The organism is Brevibacillus sp. SYP-B805, from assembly GCF_011059135.1.
Lineage (GTDB): Bacteria > Bacillota > Bacilli > Brevibacillales > Brevibacillaceae > Brevibacillus_F.
In genome coordinates this window covers 12,856-38,724 of the sequence record NZ_JAALGD010000023.1, presented here as the reverse complement: position 1 = coordinate 38,724, position 25,869 = coordinate 12,856, and the positions used below count along the sequence as shown (strand labels likewise).

At 59.9% G+C, this 25,869-nt stretch carries 26 protein-coding genes and 1 riboswitch; of the genes, 23 read left to right on the top strand and 3 right to left on the bottom strand.

The window, feature by feature from the left end:
• Positions 1-51: 51 nt before the first annotated feature.
• The 5 genes from G3578_RS20100 to G3578_RS20085 all read left to right on the top strand — a co-directional run bounded on the left by G3578_RS20100 (position 52) and on the right by G3578_RS20085 (position 4,680).
• The gene (locus G3578_RS20100) at positions 52-1,212 is read left to right on the top strand and encodes a branched-chain amino acid ABC transporter substrate-binding protein (protein WP_165215502.1); all 1,161 of its coding nucleotides are present in this window, start codon (positions 52-54) and stop codon (positions 1,210-1,212) included.
• Between the two features lie 84 nt (positions 1,213-1,296).
• On the top strand, positions 1,297-2,202 hold the full coding sequence (locus tag G3578_RS20095; protein ID WP_165215499.1) for a branched-chain amino acid ABC transporter permease: 906 nt from the start codon (positions 1,297-1,299) through the stop codon (positions 2,200-2,202).
• A 3-nt stretch (positions 2,203-2,205) separates the two neighbouring features.
• The gene (locus tag G3578_RS20765) at positions 2,206-3,174 is read left to right on the top strand and encodes a branched-chain amino acid ABC transporter permease (RefSeq protein WP_206529903.1); all 969 of its coding nucleotides are present in this window, start codon (positions 2,206-2,208) and stop codon (positions 3,172-3,174) included.
• Between the two features lie 15 nt (positions 3,175-3,189).
• Complete coding sequence (locus G3578_RS20760) at positions 3,190-3,957, top strand: ABC transporter ATP-binding protein (protein WP_206529902.1); 768 nt, start codon at positions 3,190-3,192, stop codon at positions 3,955-3,957.
• On the top strand, positions 3,958-4,680 hold the full coding sequence (locus G3578_RS20085; protein ID WP_165215497.1) for an ABC transporter ATP-binding protein: 723 nt from the start codon (positions 3,958-3,960) through the stop codon (positions 4,678-4,680).
• Positions 4,681-4,825: 145 nt separating this feature from the next.
• On the opposite strand, the gene G3578_RS20080 is transcribed toward G3578_RS20085, so the two are convergent.
• The gene (locus G3578_RS20080) at positions 4,826-6,418 is read right to left on the bottom strand and encodes a sigma-54 interaction domain-containing protein (protein WP_165215542.1); all 1,593 of its coding nucleotides are present in this window, start codon (positions 6,416-6,418) and stop codon (positions 4,826-4,828) included.
• Between the two features lie 184 nt (positions 6,419-6,602).
• Between G3578_RS20080 and G3578_RS20075 the strand changes: the two genes are divergently transcribed.
• From G3578_RS20075 to G3578_RS20020, 12 genes are all read left to right on the top strand, one after another.
• Positions 6,603-7,787, top strand: a complete 1,185-nt coding sequence (locus G3578_RS20075; RefSeq protein WP_165215494.1) for an NAD(P)/FAD-dependent oxidoreductase — start codon at positions 6,603-6,605, stop codon at positions 7,785-7,787.
• Positions 7,788-7,790: 3 nt separating this feature from the next.
• On the top strand, positions 7,791-8,816 hold the full coding sequence (locus tag G3578_RS20070; protein WP_165215492.1) for a 4-hydroxyproline epimerase: 1,026 nt from the start codon (positions 7,791-7,793) through the stop codon (positions 8,814-8,816).
• Positions 8,817-8,838: 22 nt separating this feature from the next.
• Positions 8,839-9,714: a dihydrodipicolinate synthase family protein gene (locus G3578_RS20065; RefSeq protein WP_165215489.1), complete on the top strand. Its 876-nt coding sequence runs from the start codon at positions 8,839-8,841 to the stop codon at positions 9,712-9,714.
• Between the two features lie 34 nt (positions 9,715-9,748).
• On the top strand, positions 9,749-11,185 hold the full coding sequence (locus tag G3578_RS20060; protein ID WP_165215486.1) for an aldehyde dehydrogenase family protein: 1,437 nt from the start codon (positions 9,749-9,751) through the stop codon (positions 11,183-11,185).
• A 30-nt stretch (positions 11,186-11,215) separates the two neighbouring features.
• Complete coding sequence (locus G3578_RS20055) at positions 11,216-12,226, top strand: proline racemase family protein (protein ID WP_165215484.1); 1,011 nt, start codon at positions 11,216-11,218, stop codon at positions 12,224-12,226.
• 5 nt (positions 12,227-12,231) lie between these two features.
• On the top strand, positions 12,232-13,218 hold the full coding sequence (locus G3578_RS20050) for an ornithine cyclodeaminase family protein (protein WP_165215481.1): 987 nt from the start codon (positions 12,232-12,234) through the stop codon (positions 13,216-13,218).
• A gap of 152 nt (positions 13,219-13,370) precedes the next feature.
• Complete coding sequence (locus tag G3578_RS20045; protein ID WP_165215479.1) at positions 13,371-14,357, top strand: ABC transporter ATP-binding protein; 987 nt, start codon at positions 13,371-13,373, stop codon at positions 14,355-14,357.
• A complete protein-coding gene (locus G3578_RS20040) occupies positions 14,354-15,202 on the top strand; it encodes an ABC transporter permease (protein WP_165215539.1) in 849 nt (282 codons plus the stop codon). Before G3578_RS20045 ends, G3578_RS20040 begins: the two co-directional genes overlap by 4 nt.
• Positions 15,199-16,005, top strand: a complete 807-nt coding sequence (locus G3578_RS20035) for an ABC transporter permease (RefSeq protein ID WP_165215476.1) — start codon at positions 15,199-15,201, stop codon at positions 16,003-16,005. The genes G3578_RS20040 and G3578_RS20035 overlap by 4 nt, the downstream gene beginning before the upstream one ends.
• Before the next feature lie 15 nt (positions 16,006-16,020).
• On the top strand, positions 16,021-17,067 hold the full coding sequence (locus tag G3578_RS20030; protein ID WP_165215474.1) for a polyamine ABC transporter substrate-binding protein: 1,047 nt from the start codon (positions 16,021-16,023) through the stop codon (positions 17,065-17,067).
• Positions 17,068-17,209: 142 nt separating this feature from the next.
• Positions 17,210-18,310 (top strand): carbohydrate kinase, encoded by a 1,101-nt coding sequence (locus G3578_RS20025; protein WP_165215471.1) that lies wholly within the window; start codon positions 17,210-17,212, stop codon positions 18,308-18,310.
• Entirely contained in the window at positions 18,310-19,224 is a 915-nt protein-coding gene (locus tag G3578_RS20020) for a pseudouridine-5'-phosphate glycosidase (protein WP_165215469.1), read from the top strand. Before G3578_RS20025 ends, G3578_RS20020 begins: the two co-directional genes overlap by 1 nt.
• A 174-nt stretch (positions 19,225-19,398) precedes the next feature.
• On the opposite strand, the gene G3578_RS20015 is transcribed toward G3578_RS20020, so the two are convergent.
• Positions 19,399-19,965 (bottom strand): imm11 family protein, encoded by a 567-nt coding sequence (locus tag G3578_RS20015; protein WP_165215466.1) that lies wholly within the window; start codon positions 19,963-19,965, stop codon positions 19,399-19,401.
• A 77-nt stretch (positions 19,966-20,042) separates the two neighbouring features.
• On the opposite strand from G3578_RS20015, the gene G3578_RS20010 reads away from it, so the two are divergent.
• Positions 20,043-20,582, top strand: a complete 540-nt coding sequence (locus G3578_RS20010; protein ID WP_165215464.1) for a substrate-binding domain-containing protein — start codon at positions 20,043-20,045, stop codon at positions 20,580-20,582.
• A 10-nt stretch (positions 20,583-20,592) separates the two neighbouring features.
• Here G3578_RS20010 and fliB read toward each other — a convergent pair whose 3' ends face one another.
• Entirely contained in the window at positions 20,593-21,804 is a 1,212-nt protein-coding gene (gene fliB, locus G3578_RS20005) for a flagellin lysine-N-methylase (protein WP_165215461.1), read from the bottom strand.
• Between the two features lie 148 nt (positions 21,805-21,952).
• Here fliB and G3578_RS20000 point away from each other — a divergent pair, with 148 nt between their 5' ends.
• The 5 genes from G3578_RS20000 (at position 21,953) to G3578_RS19980 (ending at position 25,805) form a co-directional block, all read left to right on the top strand.
• A complete protein-coding gene (locus G3578_RS20000) occupies positions 21,953-22,174 on the top strand; it encodes a WYL domain-containing protein (RefSeq protein ID WP_206529901.1) in 222 nt (73 codons plus the stop codon).
• A gap of 83 nt (positions 22,175-22,257) precedes the next feature.
• The gene (locus G3578_RS19995; RefSeq protein ID WP_165215459.1) at positions 22,258-22,986 is read left to right on the top strand and encodes an aspartate/glutamate racemase family protein; all 729 of its coding nucleotides are present in this window, start codon (positions 22,258-22,260) and stop codon (positions 22,984-22,986) included.
• 13 nt (positions 22,987-22,999) lie between these two features.
• Positions 23,000-23,470 (top strand): DinB family protein, encoded by a 471-nt coding sequence (locus G3578_RS19990; protein ID WP_165215456.1) that lies wholly within the window; start codon positions 23,000-23,002, stop codon positions 23,468-23,470.
• 82 nt (positions 23,471-23,552) lie between these two features.
• Positions 23,553-23,654: riboswitch (purine riboswitch) on the top strand.
• Between the two features lie 229 nt (positions 23,655-23,883).
• Positions 23,884-24,504 carry a xanthine phosphoribosyltransferase gene (locus G3578_RS19985; protein WP_165215454.1) on the top strand — a complete coding sequence of 207 codons (621 nt, stop codon included), beginning with the start codon at positions 23,884-23,886 and terminating at the stop codon, positions 24,502-24,504.
• Positions 24,498-25,805: a nucleobase:cation symporter-2 family protein gene (locus G3578_RS19980; RefSeq protein WP_165215451.1), complete on the top strand. Its 1,308-nt coding sequence runs from the start codon at positions 24,498-24,500 to the stop codon at positions 25,803-25,805. Before G3578_RS19985 ends, G3578_RS19980 begins: the two co-directional genes overlap by 7 nt.
• The last annotated feature ends 64 nt before the right edge of the window (positions 25,806-25,869 follow it).

Below are 25,869 nucleotides of genomic sequence, written 5' to 3'. Positions count from 1 at the left end.
GCAATATTTTGAAATTGCAAAAATTCTCAAAATGAAAATGGGGGGATTTCCATGAAACGAATCTGGCAAAACATCGGTGTGCTGTCGCTGCTGCTCGCATGCGTGGTCAGCGGGTGTGGGGGAGGATCGTCCGGGTTCGGTGCGGGCGGCTCGGGGCAGGGGGCCGACAGCGGAGAAATCGTGGTCGGCGCCATTTTGCCGATGACGGGCAACAATGCGACGGACGGCAAGGATATGTACAATGCGCTTGACATGGCGGTGAAGGAACTGAACGAGGCGGGCGGCGTGCTCGGCAGGAAGCTGAAGATCGAGGTGGCGGATGACGGCTGTGATCCGCAGATGGCGACCAGCGCCGCCAACAAGCTCGTTTCGCTCAATGTCACGGCGGTGGTGGGCGGCTACTGTTCCGGCGCCACACTGCCGGCTTCCGGCGTGTTCAAAAACGCCAACATACCGATGATCGTAACGGCGGCCAACTCCTCGAAACTGCCCGCCCAAGGGTATGACACGCTCTTCTTGATCAACGGCCTGGTGCCCGATCAGACGCAGAAGGCAACCGAGTATTTCATGGCTCACAACGCGAAAAGGATTGCGCTGGTGCACGACAACTCGGCCTATGCCAAGGATATGGCCGACTCCGCCAAGGCGCAAATCGAGAAGGCGGGCGGCAGCGTCATCGCCTATGAAGCGATCAATCCGGAAGAGAAAGATTTCAGCGCCCTGGCAACCAAATTAAAGGGACTGTCGCCGGACGCCACCTATTTCACCGGCTATTATGCGGCGGGTGGGCTGATGATCAAGCAGTTCAAGCAGAAAGGGGTGCCGGGCCTGTTCATGGCTGGAGACGGTTCGTTCAGCGAAGACCTGATCAAGATCGCCGGGCCGGAGAACGCGGAAGGGGCCTTGATCTCCGCGACGCCGACCGCAGAATTCATCGAGGGAGCGGAAGAATTCGTCAAGGAATACAAGCAGGCTTACAACCTGGCGCCCGGGCCGTTCTCCGCGCTCACGTACAACGGGATGAACCTGCTGGCGGACGCCTTGAAGCGGGCCAATTCCACGGATCATGAAGCCGTGAAAAAGGCGCTCAAGGAGACGAAAGATTTCAAAGCATTGGGGGAAACGATCACTTTCAATGACCAAAACACGCTGAACGAATCCAACTTCGCCATCCTGAAGGTGGAAAACGGCAAGTTTACGCTGGCGAAATAACGACAGGCGGCCGCTTGGAACGACCGTTGGGAAGGAACCTTCCATCCTGACGGTCGCTCTGCCGCCGGACAAGCAGGAGGTCACATGAATACACTCGTGCAAACCTTGATAGACGGACTGGTGATCGGCGCGTTTTACAGTCTGATCGCGCTGGGCTACACCATGGTATTTGGCATCATTAAGCTCCTTAACTTCGCCCATGGCGATCTCTACATGCTGGGCGCATTCATAGGCTACAGCCTGCTTTCCCTCGTGACGGGCAACGGGGAGGGGGCGGCCGGCCTGCTGGGCATCGCGGTTGTTTTGCTCTTGACGATGACCGTTGTGGGCGTCATCGGGATGGGGATCGAGCGGATCGCTTACCGTCCGCTGCTGTTGGCACCGCGTCTCTCCATTCTGATCACGGCCATCGGGGTGTCGCTTATTCTGGAAAACGGTTCCATGGCGATCTGGGGCGCGCAGTACCAGGTGTATCCGCTGCAGCTGCCGCAGACCGGCTGGTCGTTTGGGGGGGCGCAGCTCACCTATACGCAGGTGGCGATCATCGCGATCTCGGTCCTCCTGATGGCCGGATTGCAGTTGTTCGTCCGGCACAGCATCTACGGCAAGGCGATGCGGGCCATCGCTCTGGATCAGACGGCGAGCAGCCTGATGGGCATCGATGTGCATCGGGTGATTGCGCTCACCTTTTTCATCGGGGCTGCGCTGGCTGCCGGAGCGGGTGTCATGGCGGGCGCTTATTACGGAACGATCAATTTCATGATGGGCTTCATCATCGGCTTGAAGGCATTCACCGCGGCGGTGCTGGGAGGGATCGGCAATCTGCCGGGGGCGATGGTAGGTGGGCTTCTGCTCGGCCTGATCGAGACGGCCGGCACGCTGGTGCTGGGCGGATCGTGGAAAGATGTCGTCGCCTTCTCCATTTTGATCGTGATCCTGGTGTGCAAGCCGACGGGCATTCTTGGCGAAAAAGTGACGGAGAGGATGTAAGCGATGGGACCCAAAACCACCAAGCTGCTGCGTCTCCTGCTGCTGGCGGCCGCAATTCTGCTGCCGTTTGTCAGCAACAACTACTGGCTGGATGTGGCGACCCTGGCGCTGTTCTATGTCGTGCTCGGCCAAGGGCTGAACATCGTCGTCGGCTTCGCCGGGCTTCTTGATCTGGGATACGCCGCGTTCTTTGCGGTGGGGGCGTATACGACGGGCATTCTGATGACGGTGTACGGCTGGTCTTTCTGGCTGACGCTGCCTGTCGCCGCGCTGCTTGCCGCGGGATTCGGGGTGGTCATCGGAGCGCCCACCCTGCGCTTGCGCAGCGATTATCTGGCGATCGTCACGCTGGGGTTCGGGGAGATCATCCGCATTTTGGCGATTAATCTGAGCATCACGGGTTCCGCATCCGGGATTTACGGCATTCCCCGCCCGGCCATCGGCGGCTATCCCTTTTCCAGCCAGAAAGATTTCTACTTCCTGATGCTGATCATCGCCTGTCTCGTCATCGCGGCGGTCTCCCGGCTGGGCCGCTCCCGCATCGGCCGCGCCTGGGCGTACATCCGCGAAGACGAGGACGCAGCGGAAGCGATGGGGATCGACCGGGTGCGGATGAAGCTGCTGGCCTACTCCATCGGCGCGATCATCGGCAGCCTGGCCGGCTGTGTGTTTGCGGTGAAGATGAGCGCGATCGCGCCGCTCAGCTTCAGCTTCATGCAGTCGATCATGATCCTGCTGGCGGTCGTGCTCGGAGGTTTGGGAAGCATTTCCGGCGTGGCGCTCGGCGCGGTATTGGTGATTGCGCTGCCGGAGATGCTGCGGTCCGCGGAGGAATGGCGTTATCTGATATTCGGAGCGGCCCTGATTCTGATGATGATCTATCGGCCGCAGGGTCTCTGGCCTGCCGGACAGGAGCAGGCGGCCGACGAACGGGAAGCCGCCGGGGATGGGGCCAAGTCCGTTCCGATGTAGAAGAGGAGGAGCATCATGGCGATATTGAGCGTACAGAATCTGACGCTGCGCTTCGGCGGGGTGGTCGCCGTCAGCAATCTCTCCTTTGCCGTGGAGGCGGGGACGATTGCCAGCGTGATTGGGCCGAACGGAGCGGGCAAGACGTCGGTGTTTAACATGATCACCGGCTTTTACCAGCCCTCGGAAGGGCGGATCCGGCTCGGGGACGACGATCTGGTCGGCAGGAAGCCGAGCGAGATCACCCGGCTGGGCCTCGCGCGCACCTTTCAGAATCTGCGCCTGTTTCCCAACCTGAGCGTCCTGGACAATGTGAAATCGGGGATGCACAGCCGGACGCGGCAGGGGGTCTGGGGGGCGATCTTCCGGACCGGCCGGCAGCGGCAGGAAGAGCGGCTGATCACGGAGACGGCGGAAGCGTGCATCCGCTTTGTCGGCATTGAGGAATATGCGGGTCGGGCGGCCAAAGCCCTGCCGTACGGGGCGCAGCGCAAGCTGGAAATCGCCCGGGCGCTGGCGACCCAACCGAAGGTCCTGCTGCTTGACGAACCGGCTGCCGGGCTCAATTACGAAGAGAAGGAACAGCTGATCCGCCTGATCGGGGAGATCCGGGACAGCCTGGGCATCACCGTGCTGATCATCGAGCATGACATGGGTCTTATCAAACGCATCTCCGACAAGGTGACCGTGCTGGATTACGGCCGGAAAATCGCCGAAGGCAAACCGGACGAGGTGCTGCGCGATCCGCGCGTCATCGAAGCCTATTTGGGAAGGGAGGAAGCCTAGATGGATGCACAGGTGCTGCTGAACATCTCCAATCTTCACGCCGGCTACGGGAAAATTCGCGCCTTGAAAGGCATCAATCTGCAGGTGAGGCAGGGCGAGATCGTGGCGCTGCTGGGCAGCAACGGCGCGGGAAAAAGCACGACGCTGAAGGCCATCTCCGGTTTGCTTCTCCCAGAGGAGGGCAGCATCGAATGGGAGGGCGCATCGATCCGCGGGTTGGCACCGCACCGGATCGCCGAGCGCGGCGTGATTCATGTGCCCGAAGGCAGGCGCATCTTTTCCGGCCTGACCGTGCTGGAAAACCTGGAGTTGGGCGCCTTTACCATCCGCAAAGAGAAGCGGCTGGTGAAAGAGGGCATCGAGCAGGCATTCGCGCTGTTTCCGCGCTTGAAGGAGCGGGCCAAGCAATTGGCCGGTACCCTGAGCGGCGGCGAGCAGCAGATGCTGGCCATCAGCCGGGGATTGATGGCAAGACCCAGGCTGTTGATGCTGGACGAGCCGTCCATGGGGCTCGCCCCGATCGTCGTGCAGGAGATCATGGCGATTATCGCCGAGATCAACAGGCAGGGCGTGACGATCCTTTTGATCGAGCAAAACGCGAAGGCCGCGCTTCGGCTGGCCCATCGGGGGTATGTGATGGAAACCGGCCGGATCATCATGGAAGACGAAGCAGACGTGCTGTACCGCGACGAGAAAATCGTGAAAGCGTATCTGGGAGCGTAAGCCGCCCGGAGAGAAGCGGGAGGTATCGACAGTGGAAGCGATTCGGATTCTCAATGAGATTCTCATGGGCGGGAAAAAGGGAAAGGTGGTGCCCATTCCCCCGAAGCGGAAGAAGGGACGGCCCTCCAGGCGAAAATCGCTGCAGTCATGAGAACGGGATTTTCAGCTTGTGCATCTTGTTGTACAGGGTGGCCCGGGAGATGCCGAGGCGCTTGGCGGCCGCCTGCTTGTTGCCGTTCTCCTGTTCCAGCGCAAGCAGAATAACCTGCCGTTCGTGCTGGTCCAGTTCCTCCTGCAGCGCCATCCGTCCGCCTGCAAATGCGGGGGGAACGTTCTTCTGCCGGGCCTGGACGGAAAAGGGCAGATCTTCTTCCTTGATGATCCCGTCCGTGGCAAACACGACCAGGCGTTCGATCGTGTTGCGCAGCTCGCGGATGTTGCCGGGCCAGCTGTAATGGAGAAGATCCTGCATCACGGTTTGCGAGACCCCCTGAATGGCCCTGCCGTACAGCAGAGAGAATTCGTAGAGGAAGTAGTGGGTTAATTCGATAATGTCTTCGATCCGCTCGCGCAGCGGCGGTATTTTGATGGTAACCACATTGAGGCGGTAGAACAGGTCTTCGCGGAATCTGCCCTCCTTGACCAGCGCCTCCAGGTCTTTGTTGGTGGCGGCGATCACACGGAAATCCGCTTCGATCTGGCGGGTGCCCCCGACGGCATAATATTTTTTCTCCTGCAGGACGCGGAGCAGCTTCACCTGCATGTCGAGCGGCATTTCGCCGATCTCATCGAGGAACAGGGTGCCGCCGCGCGCCAGCTCGATCATCCCTTTCTTGCCTTTCTGGTCCGCTCCCGAGAAGGCCCCTTTTTCGTAGCCAAACAGCTCGCTTTCGAACAGGGTCGGGGGAATCGCCCCGCAGTTGATGGCAATGAAGGGCGCCCCCGCTTTTTCCCGGATATCATGCGTCGCCTTGGCGAACAGCTCCTTGCCGACGCCGCTTTCCCCGAGGAAGAGGACGGGGGCGGAGGTGGTGCCCAGCTTCCTGATCAGTTCCTTGATCTGCCGGATGGCCGGGCTTGTCCCCTTGATGGAGGCAAACGGATCGGACGCCGGGCTCAGCTTGGCCATCTCCTGCTGCAAATGGTGCACCTTTCTGGTAGCGTTGTACAGCTCCTGGTTGAGACGCACCTGGCTGGTGATATCCGTCTCCGCCGCTACCGCGCCGACGATGCGGTTGTTCAGCCGCACCGGGTTGGTATTGATCAGCACGAACAGGTCTTCGCGCGGCTGATGCTGCCGGCGGTAGACCGATTCCCCCGTGCGCAGCGTCTTGAGCGTCTGAATCATCTCCGGGGGGAAGAACCGGGTGATGGGCCTGCCGATCGCTTCTTCCGCCTTCAGGGAGAAAATCTGCTCCGCCCCCTGTGTCCAAACGACGATATTAGCGTTTTCATCGATCACTGTGACGGAGGCATCCATGGTTTGCAGGATCGTATGGAAATAGGCTTCCAGGTAGAGATAGCTTTCCAGCACGGCCTCCAGCACATCGGACTTTTCCAGATAACCGAGGAGGCAGCCGGATTGGTCTTTGACAAGGATACGTTCGTGCTTGCGAAACAAGGGGATCAGCGAGACAAGGGAGTGGTCAGGCCGGACAGCAGGGTATGTGTGGACATCATCGAGGAGGGTCAGATCCGTCTTCATCAATTGTTCCAGTGCAGGCAGCTTATGTTTCATCATCAACACCGCCTTTCTTTGTGTAATAAAAATTTTACACTTTCCAATAAATTAAACACATTTCGATAATTGCGTCAAATATTTTAGACGATCGTGACGAAACAGGGTGGTAGGTTACCTTGGCACACGTTTTGCAAAAGAGGAAAGGCAGGCCGTATTCAATTCGCATAAAGGAGCAACGAGCATGACGAAGAGAGCCCATACGGAAGTGGCGGTGATCGGCGGCGGCATTATCGGCGGGGCGATTGCCTACTATGCAGCCAAGGCGGGAATGGAGGTTACGGTGATCGAGAGGGGGGAGCTTGCGTCCGGCACCTCTTCGCGCTGTGACGGCAATATCCTTGCCATTGACAAAGATCCCGGCTTCGACAGCCAGATGTCGCTCAAAAGCCAGCAGCTTGTGGCGGAGCTGAGCCGGGAGCTGGAGCATCCGTTCGAATACCGGGCGCCGGGCAGCATCCTGGTGTGCGAGAGCGAAGAAGAGATGCGGGCAGCCGAAGAATGGGTGAGGCGGCAGCAGGAGGCGGGCCTTCCCTTCCGCATGCTGGATCGCGCCGACATCCGGCAGGAGTCCCCTTATTTCGCCGATGATCTGTTGGGCGGGCTGGAATGCGCGACCGACTCCACGGTCAATCCTTACCTGCTGACATACGCCTTGTTTGCCGGTGCGCAAAAGCGCGGGGCGCAGGTGCGGCTGAGGAGCGAGGTGACGGCCGTGACTCGCGAGGCTGCCGGCGGGTTCCGCATCGAGACATCGCAGGGGGAGCTGACCGCCAAACAGGTGGTGAATGCCGCCGGCGTCTGGGCGCCGCAGATCGGCCGGATGCTCGGCGTGGAGATTCCGATCAAGCCCCGCAAAGGTCATCTGATCGTCGCCTCCCGGCAGGCGCCGGTGGGGCTGCGCAAGGTGATGGAGTTCGGCTATCTGATCACGAAGTTCGGCGGGAAGCGGCAGGTGGACGAGGAGACGGAGCGGTACGGGGTGGCGCTGGTTTTTGAGCCCACCGAAAGCCAGAACTTTCTCATCGGCTCCAGCCGCCAGTTCGTCGGGTTCGACACCAAGGTGGATTTGCGGGTGGTGCGCTGCATGGCGCGGCGGATGCTGCGCTTTTATCCCAGGCTGGCCGACTTCACCCTGATTCGCACCTATGCGGGACTGCGCCCCTGGACGGTGGATCATCTGCCGATCGTCTCGCGGGTGGAGGAGGTGCCGGGCTTTTTCATCGCCGCCGGCCATGAAGGGGACGGCATCAGCCTGGCTGCGGTGACGGGCAAGTTGATGGCCGAACTACTGCAGGGCCGGGAAGAGACGATCATCCCGACGGCGCCGCTGCGTCACGACCGGTTTACCAGGAGAGGAGGGACGTAAGCGATGAAAGCCAGCAAAACGTTTACCACGGTGGATACCCATACGGGCGGCAATCCCACACGCACCGTGCTGAGCGGGCTGCCGAAGCTTGAGGGGAGCACGATGGGGGAGAAGATGCTTCACATGAAGCGGGAATATGACTGGATCCGCAAGCTCCTGATGTTTGAGCCGCGCGGGCATGAGGTGATGTCGGGCGCGCTGCTGGTGGAGCCGTGCGATCCCGAGGCGGACGTAGGCGTGATCTACATCGAAACGGGCGGCTACCTGCCCATGTGCGGCCACGATACCATCGGCTTTTGTACGGCGCTGGTGGAGACCGGCATGATTCCCGTGACGGAGCCCGTGACCGCGCTGAAGCTGGATACCCCGGCGGGCCTGGTGGAGGTGCGCATCGAGGTGGAGAATGGCAAGGCGAAGCAGGTGACGTTCCGCAATATTCCGGCCTTCCTGTACAAACGGGATGTGACCGTCGAGGTGGACGGCCTAGGGGAAGTGACGTGCGACATTGCGTACGGCGGCAACTTTTACGCCATCACCGACGCGCGCAAGCTGGCGCTGCCGCTGGTGCCGTCCAACGCTTCGGCCATCGTCGAGACGGCCGTCCGCATTCGCCAGGCGATCAACCGGACGCTGGAGGTGGTCCATCCGGTTCATCCGTATATCAAAGGGCTGACCCATGTCGAATTCTACAGCGATCCGACCCATCCGGAGGCCCACGTGAAAAATGCGGTGGTCGTTCCCCCGGGCGGGATCGACCGTTCCCCCTGCGGCACCGGAACGTCCGCCAAGCTGGCGGTGATGTATGCGCGGGGTGAGATCGGCGTGGGGGAAGAGTTTGTGCATGAAAGCATCGTCGGCACCATTTTTCGAGGAGCGGTGCTGGCCAGCGCGGAAGTGGGGGGCCTCCCGGCGGCGGTGACCCAAATCACCGGCTCGGCCTGGCTGATGGGGATGCATACCTTTCTCTACGATCCGGAAGACGAATTCACCGAAGGCTTCCTGCTGATTCCACCGGCGGAAGACCATTGATACTTGAGAGGAGAGGAAAAGAATGGCAAGGTTTGAAGGCGTGTATGTGGCAATTGTGACTCCGTTTACCAAGGATTTCGAGGTGGATTACAAACGGCTGCACGAACTGGCGGAATGGCTGATCAGCCAGGGCGTTCATGGGCTGGTGCCGGCGGGCTCGCTGGGCGAGTATGCGTCGCTGACCGCCGAGGAGCGGGCCAAGGTGGTGGAGACCGTCATCAAGGCGGCGGCCGGGAAAGTGCCGGTTGCGGTAGGCTCCGGCGCTCCGTCGACCCAACAGGCGGTCGGCTGGGTGCGGCACGCCAAGGAAGCGGGCGCGGTGGGCGTGATGGCGCTGCCTCCCATCAACTACAAGCCGCTGGAGCATGAGATCATCGCCCATTACGAGGCGTTGGCGTCCGTCGGGCTGCCGATCATCGTCTACAACAATCCGCACGATTACAAGACGGATCTGACCCCCGACCTCCTGGCCAAGCTGGCGAAGATCGACAATGTGGTGGCGGTGAAGGAGTTCTCCGGCGATGTGCGCCGCATGCACGAGATTCTGGAGAAGACCGATCTGGAAGTGATGGTGGGCGTCGACAATCTGGCGGTGGAAGGGCCGCTCGTCGGCGTGACCGGCTGGATTGCCGGCGTGCCCAACGCGCTGCCGAAGGAGGGCGTGGAGCTGTTCAACCTGGCCAGGGCGGGGAAGGTGGCGGAAGCGATGGCCCTGTACCGGCGCATGCTGCCGCTCTACCGGTATGATGCCAGCCCGCAGCTCGTGCAGGCGATCAAGTACATGCTGGAGCTGGCCGGATTCCCGGTGGGGCCGACCCGTCCGCCGCGCCTGCCGCTGCCCCAGGCCGATTATGCCGCGATCCGGGAAGCTTTTCAAGCTGCGGCAGGCGGTCGATAACAGATAAGAGAGCGTCGAAGGAGGGATGGATCGGATGGAAACGAAAAACTGGATCGGCGGGGAGTGGATCACTCCCCAGGGGGACAGCGCGGTGGTGAAAAACCCATCCGCGGTGCATGAGGAGGTCGGGATCGTCCGCTTCTCGGCTGCCGACCATATCGAAGAGGCCGTCCGTGCGGCACGCGCGGCGCTCGGGACGTGGGCCAGGCTGACGGGGGCGGCGCGGGGAGAGCATCTGTACAGGATGGCGGCCGTCCTGGAGCGGCATGCTGACGAGCTCGCAAAGCTTGCCAGCCGCGAGATGGGCAAACCGATCGCGGAGATGCGCGGCGAAGTGACGCGCGGGGTCAATCTGCTCCGCTATTACGCGGCGGAAGGCGTGCGGGCGATCGGCAGCGTCATTCCCTCGGCGGAAGCGTCTGTCCTGCAGTACAGCAAGCGCGTGCCGCTCGGCGTCGTCGGGGTGATCACGCCGTGGAATTTCCCCGTAGCCATCCCCATCTGGAAAATCGCGCCCGCCCTGATCTGCGGCAACACGGTGATCTGGAAGCCGGCGGAGATCGCCTCGCTCACCGCCACCCGGATGGCGGAGATTTTCGCCGAGGCGGGGCTGCCAGCAGGCGTGCTGAATCTGGTGATTGGCAGGGGCGGGGTGATCGGCAGCGCAATGGTGGAGGAGGCCGATTTGCAGGCGATCAGCTTCACCGGCTCCACGGCGACCGGCACCAGCATCGCCGCAGCGTGCGCCCGACGCAACATCAAGTACCAGACGGAGATGGGCGGCAAAAATGCGGCGGTCGTGCTGCGGGATGCCGACCTGGACAGCATCGTTCCCATGGTGGTGAGCGGCGCATTCCGCTCCGCCGGCCAGAAATGCACGGCCACCAGCCGCATCATCGTCGAAAAAGCGGTCCTGCAGCCGTTCCGGCAACGTCTGCAGGCAGCCGTCGCCGCCCTGAAGGTGGCGCCGGCCCTGGACCCGGCCGCCTATCTGGGCCCGGTGGCTTCCGCCGATCAGTACGAGAAGGTGGGGGCCTATGTGGCGCTGGCCCGGTCGGAGGCGAAAGTGGTCGCCCAGGCGGCCGTCGCCGCAGCAGACGAAGGCTATTACATCGCCCCCCTGGTCGTAGAGGGAGTAGACGCGCACCATCCCCTGGCCCAGGAAGAGATATTCGGACCTCTGGCCGTCATCCTGGAAGCGGAAGACTTCGACCATGCGGTTGCGCTGTGCAACCAGACGGTCTATGGCCTCAGCGCTTCCGTCTTTACCAGCGATCTCGGCAAGGCCCACCGTTTCCTGGACGAAGCGGAAGTGGGCATGGTGCGGGTCAACCAGGAAACGGCGGGCGTCGAGTATCAGGCGCCGTTCGGCGGGATGAAGATGTCCAGCTCCCATACGCGCGAGCAGGGGCAGGCCGCGCTTGATTTTTACAGCGCCGTCAAGACATGTGCGGTCAAATACACGCTGTAGGCGAGAATTGACGTTCTTCGGAGGGTTGCCATGAAGGTGACGAAACTGTATACGACGATTGACGCTCATACCGGCGGCGAGCCGCTGCGCATTATCACCGGGGGACTTCCTCCGCTGAAAGGAGAGACCATGCTGGAGCGCCGGGCCTATTTTGGCGAGCATCTGGACCATATCCGCCGGGTGCTGATGCACGAACCCCGCGGCCATCACGGGATGTACGGCTGCGTCATCACGCCGCCGGTCAGTCCCGATGCGGATTTCGGCGTGCTGTTCATGCATAATGAAGGCTTGAGCACGATGTGCGGCCACGGCATTATCGCGGTGGTAAAGGCGGCGCTGGAAACCGGGTACCTGCCGCGCAAAGGACAGGGGGAGCAGGAGCGCGTGGTGATTGACAGCCCGGCGGGAAAAATCATCGCCCATGCCCGTATGGCGGGAGACGAGGTCAAGGCGGTGTCGTTTCTCAATGTGCCGTCGTTTCTGTTTGCCAGCGATGTAGAGCTTACGGTGGACGGGGTGGCGCTGTCGGTGGACATCGCATTCGGCGGCGCTTTTTACGCGATCGCGGAAGCGCGCGATCTCGGCCTGCGGGTGGAGATCGCGCAGCTGCCCGCCCTGCAGCGATGGGGAGCGGCCATCAAGCGGGAGATCGAATCGCGCATGGAGGTGCGGCACCCGCTTGAACCGGAACTGCACGGCATCTACGGGGTGATTTTTTCCGATACCCCCCAAAAAGCCTCCTCTCATCTGCGCAACGTCACCATCTTTGCCGACCGCCAGATTGACCGCTCGCCCTGCGGAACGGGCACCGCGGCAAGAGTGGCGGCGCTGTACCGGCGCGGGCTGCTGGACGTGGGAGAGCCGTTCGTCCACGAAGGGATCACCGGCAGCCAGTTTGTCGGCAGGGTGACCGGTACCACCCGGGTCGGCGCGTATGACGCCGTCATTCCCTCCATTGAAGGCAGGGCGTTTCTCACCGGCCTGCATCAATTCGTCGTCGATCCGACCGACCCGCTGGCGGACGGCTTCCTGCTCGGGTGAGCGCGATGCTGATCCTGAATGAGGCGGATGTCCGGCGGCTGGCGAGCATGGAGGAGGCCATCGACGCGGTGGCGGCTGCGCTGCGCGAGTATTCGCGAGGCCGAACCGTCACCCCCGTGCGCGCGCATGTCCAGGTGGAAAAGGCGGGCGGCACGTCGCTGTTCATGCCCTCTTACGTGGAAGCGCGCGACAGCCTGGGGATCAAGGTGGTCTCGGTCTTCCCCGGCAATCAGGCGGTGGGCAGGCGGACGATCAACGGGGTTATGCTGCTGGCCGATGTCCACAGCGGCGAACCGCTGGCGCTGATGGAGGCTTCCTATCTGACCGTGCTGAGAACCGGTGCGGCGGCGGGGCTTGCGACACGCTGCCTGGCACGGGCGGCGGCGGAGATTCTGGCGGTGATCGGCACGGGCGCGCAGGCGGAGGGAGCGGTGGCGGCCATCCGAGCTGTGCGGCCCATCCGACAGATGCGGCTGTACAACCGCAGCCGCGGGAAGGCGGAAGCGTTTGCCGCCCGCATCGCCGGCCAACCGGGCGGGTCTTTGGCGGTCAAGGTGTGTGACGATCCGGATGAAGCGGTCGCGGGAGCCGATATCGTGGTGACGGCAACCACTTCCCCCACTCCTGTTTTCGCGGCGGACGCCGTCGCCCCCGGCACTCATGTGAACGCGATCGGCTCGTACCGGCCCACCATGCAGGAGCTTCCCTCCGCGCTTCTCTCCCGGGCGCAGAAAGTGGTGGTGGAATCGCGGGAAGGGGCGCTGGCGGAAACGGGGGATCTGCTGATTCCGATCGGGCAGGGACTCTTTTCCGCCGACCGCATCCACGGGGAGCTGGGCGAGATCGTGGACGGCCGTCTCCCGGGGCGCGAGCGGCAGGACGAGATCACCGTGTTCAAGTCGGTCGGGCTTGCGGCCATGGATGTGGTGGCAGCCAAACTCCTGTATGACCGGGCCGTTTCCCTGGGTGTGGGCAGCAGGATTTCTTTATAAAAGGTGATGAGAAAACGTACGGGCATCCCGTTCGGCACAGCTGCGCTGGCGCCGGGCGGGTTTCTTGTTTGCACCTTATTTACAAAAGGTCTTGGCGATTGTTATATTTACCTAGTATTGAGTTGAAATTTTCAGGAAAATGAGAGATTGCCATGAAGACGATTATCCAACTGCACGAAGTGGAAAAGCAATTTGGACAGCAGACGGTGATTCCGCCGCTTTCCCTTGCCATTGCGGAAGGGGAATTTCTGACGCTGCTCGGCCCGAGCGGCTGCGGCAAGACCACGCTGCTGCGCATGATTGCGGGGTTCGAACAGCCCACATCCGGAGAAATCCTGCTGGACGGGCAGCCAATCAGCCAGGTGCCTCCCTACAAACGGGACATGAACATGGTGTTCCAGCATTATGCCCTGTTTCCGCACATGACGGTGGAAGAGAACATCCTCTTCGGCCTGAAAATGAAAAAGGTGCCCGCCGCCGAGCAGCAGCACCGGCTGGAGGAGGTGCTCCAGCTCACCCGTCTCGGGGAACTGCGCAGGCGGATGCCCAGGCAGCTTTCCGGAGGACAGCAGCAGCGCGTCGCCATCGCGCGGGCGATCATCAACAATCCGAAGGTGCTGCTTCTGGACGAACCGCTGGGAGCGCTCGATTACCAGCTGCGCAAGAACCTGCAGCTGGAGCTGAAAAACCTGCAGAAAAATCTCGGGATCACGTTCATCTACGTCACCCATGACCAGGAAGAAGCGATGGCCATGTCGGATCGCATCGCCGTCATGAACCGGGGCGTCATCGAACAGCTGGGCACCCCGCAGGAGATCTATCTGCGTCCCAAGAGCCTGTTCGTGGCGACGTTTATTGGGGAAAACAACCTGTTCCGGCACAGGGATGCCATTCTGGCGGTGCGGCCGGAGAAGGTGAAAGTATACAAGATGGCTTCCGGCGGCGAACAGCCGCGCCGGACAGGCCGGATTGCCGACATTGTGTTTCTGGGTAGCCTGCGCAAAATCTTTATCCAGCTGGAGGCGGAGGAGACAACGGTACTCGCTCATGAAAACGGCGACGCCGACCCGGTCTGGCAGATTGGCGAGCGCGTCGGGCTGGGCTGGGCGGCGGAAGACGAGGTGACGCTCCCTTGCTGAGCAGAACCAGATGGCTGTCTGTTCCCGCCCTGCTGTGGCTTGCGTTTTTCTTTCTCATCCCGCTTCTCCTCGTGATCGCGCTGTCGTTTCTTGAGCGCGGCACATACGGTCAGGTTGTCTATGCGTTTACGCTGAACAACTACAGCCGCATTGCCGACCCCCTCTACGGGGAGGTTCTGCTGGAGACGCTGGCCGTGTCGCTGCTGACGACGTTCCTCACCCTGCTGATCGGGTATCCGTTGGCCTACCACATCGCCCGCCTAGAGAGGGGCTGGCAGCACACCTGGCTGCTCTTGGTGATGATGCCGTTCTGGATCAATTTTCTCGTCCGGTCGTACGCCTGGGTGGTGATCCTGCGGTCGCAGGGGGTGATCAACACCCTCCTGCTGTCGCTCGGGCTGATCGACCAGCCGCTGTCGCTGCTGTACAATTCCGCGGCGGTGCTGCTGGGCATGGTCTACGCCCTGCTGCCGTTCATGGTGCTTCCCGTCTATGTATCGCTGGAGCAGCTGGACCGGCGCAAGCTGGAGGCGGCGTATGATCTGGGAGCCTCCCCGTGGCGCGCGTTCTGGCACATCACGCTGCCGCTGACCAAGTCCGGCGTTGTCACCGGCAGCATTCTGGTGTTCGTCTCGTCCATCGGCATGTTTGTGGTGCCCGATGTGATGGGGGGCGCCAAGTCGGCGCTCATCGGCAACGTGATTCAGAACCAGTTCCTGTCCGCACGGGACTGGCCGTTCGGTTCGGCCTTGTCCATCGTGCTGATGCTCTTGTCCGTGATGCTGATCTTCCTTTATTTTCGCGCCATCCGCGTGCAGGAGCGGGAAGGGAGGGAGGAACGATGACAGGGAAACGATCGCGGCTGTTTTCCGCCTACGGGTGGTTCGTGCTGGTGTTTCTCTATCTGCCCATCATCGTGCTGATGCTCTATTCCTTCAACCAGTCACGCATCAATGCCGTGTGGACAGGGTTTACCTGGAAGTGGTACCTCTCCCTTTTGGAGAACCGGCATGCAATGGAGGCTTTGGCCAACAGTCTGACCATTGCGGCCTGGAGCAGCCTGCTGGCAACGCTCCTGGGAACGTTGGCCGCGCTTGCCCTGCACCGCTATGCGGCGGGGGTGAAGGCGGTGCTGAACGGGCTGATCTACCTGCCGATCATCATCCCGGACATCCTGATGGGCCTGTCGCTGCTGGTGCTGTTCAGCCAGATCGGCATGTCGCTCGGAAAGCTGACGATGATCGCCGCCCATGTGACGTTTGGCATCTCGTTTGTCGTGGTGATCATCTCCGCCCGCCTGGCCGGGATGGGGAACGAGCTGGAAGAGGCGGCGCAGGACCTGGGGGCTTCGCCATGGCAGACGTTTCGCCATGTCACCCTGCCCGTCATCGCGCCGGGCGTGGTCGCCAGCCTGCTGCTGACGTTTACGATGTCGCTGGATGATTTTGTCATCTCCTTTTTCGTGGCCGGGCCCAATTCCACAACGCTGCCCTTGTACATATACGGCCTCGTGAAGCGGGGGGTATCGCCGGAAGTCAACGCGCTCTCCACGCTGATGATCGCCGTAACCATCCTGCTGCTGGTGGCGGCGGAGGTGTTCCGGCGCAAAGGAATGGAGAAGGAACCGGGCAATTCGCTCATCATGTAAGGAGGGTTATGAGGATTGAAAAAGATTCATTTGATTCTGAGCTTGCTGCTGGCTGTCGGCCTCGCCCTGGGGGCTGCCGGCTGCTCGCAGGAGGAGGAAAAGGTTCTCAACATCTACAGCTGGGCGGACAACTTCGATCCGGACGTGATCAAAGGCTTCGAGGAGAAGTTCGGGGTAAAGGTGAATTACGACGTGTTCTCCAGCAATGAGGAGATGCTGGCCAAACTGCAGGCCGGCGCGACCGATTACGATCTGATCCAGCCGTCGGACTACATGGTTTCCACGATGATCAAGCTGGGCCTGCTGGAAGAACTGAACAAGGCGAACATCCCCAACCTGAACAACATCGTCTCCACCTTCCAGACCCCGGCGTTCGATCCGGAGAAGAAGTACTCCATCGTCTACACCTGGGGGGTTACCGGCATTGCCTACAACAAGAAATTCATCAAGGAGGAGATCACCAGCTGGAGCGATCTGTGGAACCCGAAATACAAAGGCAGGGTGATTCTCCTGAACGACCCGCGCGAGGTGCTCGGGATGGCCCTGATCAAGAACGGTTTCTCCAACAGCACCAAGGACAAAGGCCAGCTGGAGAAGGCGGCCGCCGATCTGAAGACGCTCGTTCCCGGCGTCATCGCCTTCGACACCGACAACATCAAGCAGAAGATGATTGCCGAGGAAGCATGGATCGGCACCGTCTGGTCCGGCGACGCCGCTTTCATCCACGCGGAAAATCCGGATGTGGAGTACGTGGTGCCGAAAGAAGGGGGCACCATCTGGGCCGATACGCTGGCTATCCCAAAAGGGGCCAAGCATAAGGAATGGGCGGAGAAGTTCATCAACTATCTGCTGGAACCGGAGATCAGCGTGAAAAACTACGAGTCGATCGGCTACAGCAATCCGAACGAGAAGGCGTACCCGCTGCACAGCGAGGAATATCGCGCCAACAAGATGATTTTCCTGGACAAGAAGGATCTGGACCGAACCGAATGGTTGACGGATGTGGGCGATCTGCTGCCGGAGTATGACCGCTACTGGACGGAACTGAAAAGCGGACGGTAGAGGGGAAAATATCGGTATCCAACAAGCAGCTCCCGGATTTCTAACCGGGTGCTGCTTGTTTTTGTCATGGCAGCCGCGGCGTCTTTACAAACAATTGTTTGTTTGATAAACTTTTGTCCACGAACAGGAAGGAGGGCTGCGGATGGAGCCAACGGGAAAAGAAGAGCAGATCCTGCACTATATCCGGCTCAACCCTTTCATCAGCCAGCAGGAACTGGCGGAGAAAGTAGGCATTTCGCGCTCGGCCGTGGCGGGCTATATCGCCAGCCTGACGAAACGCGGCATCATCAAGGGACGCGCCTATGTCCTGAGTGAGGAAGCGCTGATCGTCTGCATCGGCGGGGCCAATCTGGATCGCAAGGCGCACAGCAAAGGGAAGGTGCGGCTCCACTCGTCCAATCCGGTGACGGTTACCGAGGCGTGCGGCGGCGTGGCCCGCAATGTGGCGGAGAATCTGGGACGCCTCGGCTGCCATGTCTCGTTGATCACCTGCATCGGGGATGACAGCGAAGGCAGATGGGTGCTGAAGGAGACCCAGGCGTCGGGGGTCGATGTGAGCCGGTCCCTGATGCTGCCGGCGGAGCGGACCGGAACGTATACCGCCCTGCTGGGCACGGACGGCGAGATGGTGATCTCCCTCGCCAACATGGACATCTACGACCGGTTTGTTCCGGAGATGCTGGCGGAACGGTGGTCCTTCATCGCGGGGGCCAAGGCGGTGTTTCTCGACACCAATCTGCCGCCGGCGTCGCTTTCCTATGTGATCGAGCGGTGCCGCGACGAAGGGATTCCGCTGTACATCGACCCGGTCTCGTCGGCCAAAGCGGCCAAGCTGCCGGAGCGGCTGGAGGGCGTCCGGGCGCTTCTGCCCAACCGGGAGGAAGCGGAGATTCTGGCCAGGATGAAGATCAAGACGCTGGAAGATTGCCGGACGGCGTGCGAGCGGATTCGGGCGCGCGGGGCGCAGAGCGTCGTGGTCACCCTCGGCGCGCGGGGAGTCTGCTATGCGGCGGAGGACGGTTGGGAGCATCTGCCGCCGCTCCCCGTGGAGGTCGTCGATGTGACGGGGGCGGGGGATTCGTTTGCCGCCGGCTTCCTGTACGGCGTCATGCAAGGGGAGCCCATCCCGCTTGCCTGCCGCCTCGGGCTGGCGGCGGCCAGTCTGACACTGGCCTCCGAACATTCCGTATCGCCGCGGATGCAGGCCGAACGGTTATATGAACAGATAAAGGAGCGATCGTGATGAAATCATACCTGAGCTACACGGAAGAGGTGCGCCACGCCCTCGAAAACAACCTGCCCATCGTCGCGCTGGAGACGACGATTATCTCCCATGGGATGCCGTACCCGCAAAACATCGAGATGGCGAAGGACGTAGAGCGCATCATCCGGGACAACGGCGCGGTTCCGGCCACAATCGGCCTGCTGGACGGCAAGATCAAGATCGGGTTGACGGAAGCCGAACTGGAGCGCTTCGCCACCGACAAAACGGTGGAAAAAGCAAGCCGTCGCGATTTTCCCTATCTCCTGGCCTCGGGACGAATCGGGGCGACCACGGTGGCCGCCACGATGATTGCGGCCCAACTGGCCGGCGTGAAGGTATTTGCCACCGGCGGCATCGGCGGCGTCCACCGGGAAGGGGAGATTACCTGGGATGTCTCGGCCGATTTGACCGAGCTGGCACAGACGGATGTGGCGGTGGTCTGCTCCGGGGCCAAATCGATTCTGGATATCGGCCGGACGCTGGAATATCTGGAGACACAAGGGGTACCCGTCGTCGGCTACCAGTGCAGCGAGTTCCCGTCCTTCTATTCGCGGGAAAGCGGCTTTGGCGTCGACTTCCGCCTGGATACGCCGGAAGAGGTAGCCACCTTGATGGACACCAAGTGGAAACTGGGCCTGCGCGGCGGATTGGTGATCGCCAACCCGGTGCCGGAAGCGGATGCGCTCGATCACCGGGAGATCGAAGGGGTGATTGAGACGGCCCTGCGGGAAGCGAAGGAGCAGGGTATCACCGGCAAGCAGGTGACGCCGTTCCTGCTGGACAGGGTAAAACAGCTGACGGCGGGCAAAAGCCTCGCCACCAATATCGCCCTGGTGAAAAACAATGCCAGGGTGGCGGCCCAGATCGCGGTGGCGTATCAGCAAAAACAATAGCGCATGTGAACCGCACATGTGCACAGACTGCAAAACGCTTCCGTTCATGGGAAAACTCTACCACCTAACAAAAAAAATCGCCGGGTGGGTCAATATTAAACCGGCGATGGTGGGTCAAAAAATAATCGCAACAGAAAATCCCCCGTTTTGGGGGATTTTCTGTTCCCTTACATTCTATTCCTTTTCAGAATCCCATACTTCTGTAAATACCCAACCTGTAATGCCGTTTTCGATTACTACCTTCCGAAACTCATCCGACACCAATTTATCTCCTCTTGTCATTTGGCTGATCCGAAAAATATGTTGGCCCTTGACTGCCTCTTCCCGAAATGCATACTTCGGTATTGACATGATTCGTTCGGGGTCACTCGGAAAATACTTCACCTCCGCTTTCGTAAAATCTAGTCCATCCACCAGGTTCGTGATATGCATGATCGCATATCCTTCCTCGTGTTCATTACGCTTACTCTCTAGAATGATGGGAAGCCATTCCACCTGATCATCGACAAGCGGCCCTAATAGCCCTCTTACCTTTGGGCTGCAAACGGACATGCTTAGATAGGAGAACACATCCCCCTCAGCCATTCTCCTGTCCTTCACAATTTTCATCACAGGGTTGTGCCAAGTATCCAGCCACCTGTTTATTGAATCAGAGATGGGGTTCCCTACATCCCAGAAGTCAATAAGGGGGGTAACTGACAAATATCGGTTTACGTCAAGGTCGAGCTTCCAAATCTTCATCGTCTCCTCCTTAGCAGGGAATCGTTCCGTTCAAGAATTGCTCCCTTCTTTCGTCTGATATGAAAATTGCCTGTTCGATGATTCGTATGCTGGAGATCGTGGAAGCGGTTCTGGACGGGCGGGCTGACGCGGGCATCCTCTATGTGCCTCCCCAGCACCCGGACATGGAGGTGATCCCGCTGTATGAGGACGATGTCCGGCTCGTTGCCCATCCGTCCTTTTCACCGGCGAAGCAGCCGTTGACGGCAGCGGATCTGGCCAGTCTGCCGCTAGTGTACCTCGATTGGGGAGCCCCCTTTCCCCAGTGGTTTGAGGCCGAAGCGGGCCGGCAGTTTCTGCCCGGTCTGCAGGTGGATCATGCGAGTCTGCTGATGCGGTATCTGCTTGATGGCGGGGGAATCGGGTTTGTGCTGCAATCGGTTTGCCAGCGGGATGTCGACGCGGGGCGCCTGCAGGTGGTGGCATACGAGCCGCGTGTTCCCGTGCCGAGGCATACGGTTTATCTGGTTTATCTGAAACGCAGCGGTCAGCAGGAGACGGTGAAGGCGTGGAGCCGCTTTCTGCAGGAACGGGTGGGCCAAAAGGAAAGCAGCCGAAAGCAAACGTCCGGGTCTTGACGCGAGTGCGTCAGGCCCGGACGTGTTCATTGCGGATCAGCACCGACATGCACGCCAGCGAGTCGAACTGCCCGTCCCGCAGCAGACGCAGCGTTTTGCTGTAAAACGCCACGTCATGTTCATAGGTGCGGGAGAAGGACTGCATGAGGATGAGGGCAAGATCCGGCGTCATCCCCTGGTGGGCAGCAGCCATGCCGATGAGATGCATCCGCATCAGCGCATAGCGTAATATCAGCACCAGATATTCGGCAAACAGCGTCTCACCCGGCATCGAAAAGGGGAAGAGCTGGGCAAAGACGGAATGAACGAGGTAATTTTCCAACATGTATGCGTGCTCACGCTGAAAAGGAACAAAATAACGCTCATACGCCGCTTGATAGCGTTCGGCAGACCCTTCCGTTCCCGCCCGGAAATCCTGGTAGCACTGCAGATATCGGGCGCTGCTGATGCGGGTGTCCGCCACATACTGCGCAACGATACCGGACAGGAGTTGGAACTGCCGCTTGGGATCGATCGGGAAAGAGGCCAGTTCCTCCGGCCATCTCTTCTCCGCCAGGCGGGCTTGCCAGCCGCGAAGCATCGCTTCCAGCTCATCATCCTCTACTGCCCGGGCAGCCTGTTCCAGATCCCGGATAAACAGGCCCAGTGCCAGGAGCCGGGAATCCAGGGATAGGGAGCGCTCCTGCAGGAGACGGATGATGCAGGAGCGGATGGCGCTGAACGTGTCGCGAAACCCTTCTTCCTCCAGCAGCTTGTCCAAGAGGGGATTGTCGGGGATCTCCATGCGGAAGGTTGCAAACGACAGACCCTGCGGATTCAGCAGTGCCAGCCGGGCGATCTCCGGGCAGGATAACGCGCCCGACGATTCATAGGTGTCATAAACTTTGTTTAACAGGCGCGGATACGAGGCGCAGGTTGACGACAGATAGTTGGGGCCGAGGGAAAGGTGAATGGAGCAGAGCCGGTCCTCGTTCAAAAACGGGCAGTAACCGCCCTCTCCCATGGCAATCGTGGCATAGGCGGAGAAGGACGTCTCGTATTTGTTGCGCCGGATATGTCTGGTCAGCGTTCGCTTCCACTGGGCGTCCTTGAGCTTCTTGTATTTGACGAACGTTCGCTTGTCGACGTTCACATTCCAGCCGTGGCAGCACGTATCTGCGCAGGCCGAACCGGTGCACCGGAATGCCTGCAGATAATCGGTGGCAACGACTCTTTGTTTCATGGGACACTTCCTTTCCTGCCGGGCGGTTCGTGCAGCCAAAATAAATGGGTCGGGTCTATTCTATCACGTTTGCCACCCATTTTTCTTGCATAGCGTACATATGTTAGGATAAAATAAGAACAAATGTTCCTATATGGAAGGTGAGCGTATGATACGGCGGGATTTGCAGCGTTTCTTCGCGGCGGGCGAACGGATTGACATCATCTATCTCGACCGGCGCGGCCAGGTGACAAAGCGCATGCTGCGGATTTTGGGCCTGACGGACAGCCGGCTGAAGGCATACTGCTACACCCGGCGCGCCCCGCGTGTTTTCGATATTGCCAACATTCTGGCTGTCAGCCCCGCGCAAAGGCGGGCGGCGGGCAGGTGAGCCCGGCGGCTGCTGCGATCCAATTGACCTGCTGTCAGGAGTGGGTTAAGCTTATGGAAAATCCATACAGCGGGAGGCTATTAATGAAAACGATCGGTCTGCTGGGCGGCATGAGCTGGGAATCGACGAGCGTTTATTACCGGATGATCAATGAGTTGGTGAAAGAAAAGTTGGGGGGCTTGCATTCTGCCAAATGCCTGATTTGCAGTGTCGACTTTGCCGAAATCGAAGAATGCCAGCGAGCAGGGGAATGGGAAAAAGCGGCAGACATCCTGGCGCGGGAGGCGCAAAAACTGCAGCAGGCAGGTGCAGAATGCCTCGTCATCTGTACCAACACCATGCATAAGGTTGCGGACCACATCCAGGAGGCCATCTCCATTCCTCTCCTGCACATCGGCGATACGACCGCGGAAAAAATACGGGCGCGGGGAGTCAACCGGGTGGGCCTGCTCGGCACGAAATACACATTGGAACAGGATTTTTACAAGGAACGACTCCGACGATACGGTCTGGAGGTTATCATCCCCAGACCGGATGACATCGAGACGGTCAACCGGATCATTTACGAAGAGCTGTGCCTGGGAAAAGTGTTGCCCGAGTCCAAACGGGAGTACCTGCGGGTGATCGACGATATGGTGGAGCGGGGAGCGGAGGGCATCATCCTTGGCTGTACGGAAATTACGCTGCTGATCGGGCAGGAAGACACACCGCTGCCGGTGTTTGACACCACATTCCTGCATGCCGAACGGGCGGTCGAATTTGCGCTGTCTGGTGTCGACGCTGCCAGTCAGAAAGGAATGAAAATTTTTTGATATGGAGGGGCTTATGAACAGCAAACAGGATGTGATCGAGCAATTTGGCGCATTGATTCCCTGGGTGGAGTCCTTGCGTTCCGTGGATGACAGTCTCTGGCTGAAGCCGATTGCAGAAGGAAAGTGGTCGATCGGGGAAATCATCGCCCATTTGACGGCTTGGGGTCGTTTCATGGCAGAAGAACGGCTGCCATTGATGAAGCCGGGGGCGAAGCTGACTTTCGGTAAAGTGGATGTGCAGCAGATCAATGATGCAGCCGCAGCATACGCCCGTTCGAAGGCCAGCAAAGAGGACGTGATCGGGGAGTTCGTACACATGCGGGAAGTGATCTTGCAACAATTGTCTAATATTCATGAAGACGACTTTTTTTCCGAATTTTTGATTAACGAAAAACCTCGTACCTTGGCCCAATATCTGCTGGGGATGGTTGAGCATGACAGGCATCATCGCAAACAGATTGACGATTTTTTGAAAATGAAATAAGCCCCCTTTCCATCCGTTTTGTCCAAAAATGTTCGTGATGATCCTTGATCGAGGGATGAAAGGTATGGTAGTGTAGAGAAAAGTCATCAATCGCATAGCGACTCGTATAATTTTGGGAATATGGCCCATAAGTCTCTACCAGATGACCGTAAATCGTCTGACTACGAGTGAAAGAGCGTCTAGGGTTCCGCTCTTTTTTCCCGTTCGGATGCGTGCGGGAAGAAAGGGGGCAGGTCCGAGCGGCGCAGGTGCGAAAACGGCGGACGCGTCCGTTTTGGTGCCACACCTTAGGGAGAAAAGCCCAGGAGGACAGGTTTCACTTGGATGAACATGCACAACCAAGTGGACTGTCCTGCTGGGCTTCTTGATTTTTTCCGAGGGTTTTCGATTTTTCATGCAGAGGAGTCGTGGACATGAAAGCATTGCAAGAGCGGATCCTCCGTGACGGCAGGGTATTGTCCGACAAGGTGCTGAAGGTGGATGCGTTTTTGAACCACCAGGTGGATCCGGTGCTGACGATGGAGATCGGCAGGGAGTTCGCGGACCGCTTCCGGAGGGAGAACGTGACCAAGGTGCTGACGATTGAAGCGAGCGGCATCCATTTTGCGCTGGCGACGGCAGTGGCGCTCGGTGTTCCGTTCGTCTATGCCAAAAAGAAAAAGGCGGTGACGCAGACGGAAGAGGTGTATACGGCGCCCGTCTACTCGTACACCCGGCAGACGGAGTATCAGGTAAGCGTGTCCCGGCAGTATCTGTCGCCGGATGACCGCGTGCTGATCGTGGACGATTTCCTGGCGACCGGCGCTGCCCTCCTCGGCTTGGCCGAGATCGTAGCACAGGCGGGCGCCCATCTGGTCGGCATCGGCGCCGTGATCGAAAAGAGCTTTCAGGAAGGACGGGGGCTGCTGGAAAAAGCGGGGGTCCGGATCGAATCGCTCGTGCGCATTGCCGGGATGTCGCCGGAGGGCGGCATCCGGTTTCTCACTGAGAACAACCGAGAGGAAGCTGGAAAGGAGAATCATTTCGTATGTTAAGCAAACAGAAAATCGTGACCCTTGGCTTGCAGCACGTGCTCGCCATGTATGCCGGCGCCGTCGTCGTGCCGCTGATTATCGGGGGTGCGCTGAAGCTCTCGCCGGCGCAGATGGCGTACCTGATCGCGGCGGACCTCTTTACCTGCGGGCTGGCCACCCTGCTGCAGGTGATCGGGAACCGGTATATCGGCATCAAGCTGCCGGTTGTGCTCGGCTGTACGTTTACCGCTGTCGGGCCGATCATTGCGATTTCGCTCTCGTCCAATCTGGCTACGGTTTACGGGGCCATCATCGTGGCCGGCATCGCCGTCATGCTGGCGGCGCCGCTGTTCGGCAAGCTGCTCCGCTTTTTCCCGACGGTCGTCACGGGATCGGTGGTGACCATCATCGGCTTGTCGCTGATTCCCGTCGCGATGAACAATGCGGCGGGCGGCCAGGGAAGCCCTGATTTCGGCCAACCGCGCAATCTGCTCCTGGCATTGGGAACGCTGGCCCTGATCCTGCTGATCAACCGCCTGTTTACCGGATTCATTCGTGCGATTTCCGTCCTGCTTGGGTTGATCGCCGGAACGGCCGCTGCCTATTTCATGGGCATGGTGAGCTTTGCGTCGGTTGCCGATGCGTCCTGGATCAATATCGTGCAGCCGTTCTATTTCGGCGTGCCGCAGTTTAACATCGCGGCTATTCTGACGATGCTGCTGGTCTGCGTGATCAGCATGGTCGAGTCCACCGGGGTGTATTTTGCCCTCGGCAAAGTAACCGGGCAAGAGGTGGGGGAAGCGGATATTGTCAAAGGCTTGCGGGCGGAAGGCGTCGCGATCCTGCTCGGCGGTATCTTCAATGCGTTCCCTTACACCACATTCTCGCAAAACGTGGGGCTGGTCTCCCTTACCCGGGTGAAGACACGCGATGTGATTGTGGCGGCAGGGCTCATTCTGGTCGTGCTGGGGCTCCTGCCGAAGCTGGCGGCGCTGACGACTGTCATCCCCAATCCGGTGCTGGGGGGCGCCATGGTTGCCATGTTCGGCATGGTGGTCGCTTCCGGCATCAACATCCTGTCCAGCGTCGATTTCCGCCAAAATGAAAATCTGCTGATCGCCGCGTGCAGCATCGCGGTCGGCCTGGGGTCCGCCGCCGTGCCGCAAATGTTCGATCAGCTGCCCGACATGGCCAAAATGCTTTTGCAAAACGGCATCGTCACCGGTTCGTTAACCGCCGTGATCCTCAACCTGCTGCTCCTGCACACGCAAAAGAAAGGGAACCTGCCGGTGCAGGCAACAACCGCTCCCAAAGCGGGATAACCCGGATATCAGGAAATGGCTCGCTTCTGCAGGGGCCATTTTTTGTCCCCCTGTCAAAAGGGCG